Annotated in this window: 1 protein-coding gene and 1 pseudogene; one reads left to right on the top strand and one right to left on the bottom strand. The window is 61.9% G+C overall.

Going from position 1 to position 1,687, the window contains the following annotated elements; translation table 11 throughout:
- Nucleotides 1-323: pseudogene (locus WCA53_RS13170) on the top strand (N-acyl homoserine lactonase family protein); the annotation flags it as partial.
- A 15-nt stretch (nt 324-338) separates the two neighbouring features.
- Here WCA53_RS13170 and boxB read toward each other — a convergent pair.
- On the bottom strand, nt 339-1,687 hold a 1,349-nt coding region (gene boxB / locus WCA53_RS13165), incomplete at its 5' end, for a benzoyl-CoA 2,3-epoxidase subunit BoxB (RefSeq protein ID WP_423910606.1).

Genomic DNA, 1,687 nt, shown 5'->3' with positions numbered 1-1,687 from the left:
AGACGGTGCTCCTCAGCGGCGACCATGATGTGTTCGGGGACGGCACGGTCGTCGTGCTCGCAACACCGGGACATACGGAGGGGCACTGCTCATTGCTGGTGCGCCTGAAGAACACCGGACCCGTCGTGTTGTCGGGCGACCTATACCACTACCCGGAAGAGCGCGAGCTGAAGCGCATGCCGGACGAGGAAAAGACCACGGGAACGGCTGAGTCACGCCGGAAAGTCGAGGAACTGCTGCGGCGCACCGGGGCGCAGCTCTGGATCGGCCACAGCATGGAGTTCTTTCGCACGGTGCGTAAGTCGCCCGCCTGGTACGACTGATCGGGATCGGTTCGCCTAGTTGAAGCGCACGAACTCGAAATCTCGCGGTTGCTTGTTGATCGCCAGCGTCGGCGGCGATATCCAATTGGCGTATGCACCCGGAGCGGACACGCGGCCCATCAAGGAAGCGACGAAGGCCCGATCCTCGTCGGTGGCGAGCCATTCACGCTGGTTGGCGGCCCATTCGGCCTCGCTGATGACGCGTCCGTCGGGGGCGATCTTGAGCCCCGCCAGCGGTCCGATTTTCCGATTGAAGGCCTTGTGCGGGACGGTCAATTCGAACGGGATTCCGGCCTTTTGGATGATGCGGTTCCAGCGCCCGATACCCGCCACGGTATCCTTGATGTAGTCGTCACGAAGCTTCTCGTTGAGCGCATTGAGAGCGGGTGCCTCGCCGGCCGCGATGCGGCCGTCGATGATTTGCATGATGGGATAAGTCGCATCCCGCAGAAGATGGTCGTCGTTGAATTTGGTCTCCTCGTAGCGCCCCTTCAGGCCGCTCGAGTAAAACGTGGCGGCGTTCGATGAGACATCCGCGCCGAACAGATCGATGGTGACGCTGAAATGAAAGTTCAGGTAGCGCTGGATGGTCGGCAGGTCGATGATGCCCAGCGCGCGGAGACTGGCCGGATCATCGGTCTTGTGTTCGGCCATCGCTTCGCAGGTGCGGTGAATGACGCGGCCGACGCCGGACTCGCCTACATACATGTGATGTGCCTCTTCCATCAACATGAAGCGGGTGGTGCGTGCCAGGGGATCGAAGCCGGACTCGGTCAGGGCCAGGAGCTGGAACTTTCCGTCCCGGTCTGTGAAGTAGGTGAACATGAAGTACGCCAGCCTGTCGGGAGTTCTTTCATTGAACGCGCCCAGAATGCGCGGATTATCGCGATCTCCGGAGCGCCGTTGCAACAGCGCCTCGGCCTCTTCACGGCCGTCGCGGCCGAAGTAGCGATGCAGCAGGTACACCATGGCCCATAGATGACGTCCCTCTTCGACATTGACCTGGAATAGATTGCGCAAGTCGTACAGCGACGGACAGGTGAGTCCGAGATGGCGCTGCTGCTCGACCGAGGCGGGTTCCGTGTCGCCTTGTGTGACGATGATGCGCCGCAGGTTGGCGCGGTGCTCGCCGGGAACGTCGTGCCAGACCGGCTCGCCCTTATGATCGCCGAAACTGACCTTGCGCTCGCCGTCGGCGGGGGAGAGGAAGATCCCCCAACGGTAGTCGGGCATTTTCACGTAGTCGAAATGCGCCCAGCCGCTCGGGTGGACGCTGACGGCGGTGCGCAGGTACACATCGGTGGTGTGCGAATTCTCGGGACCCATGTCCATCCACCACTTGAGAAATTCGGGCTGCCAGTGTT

This window comes from Caballeronia sp. (genome assembly GCF_049581465.1).
In the GTDB taxonomy this organism is placed as follows: domain Bacteria; phylum Pseudomonadota; class Gammaproteobacteria; order Burkholderiales; family Burkholderiaceae; genus Caballeronia.
This window is presented reverse-complemented; position numbering and strand designations above follow the sequence as displayed.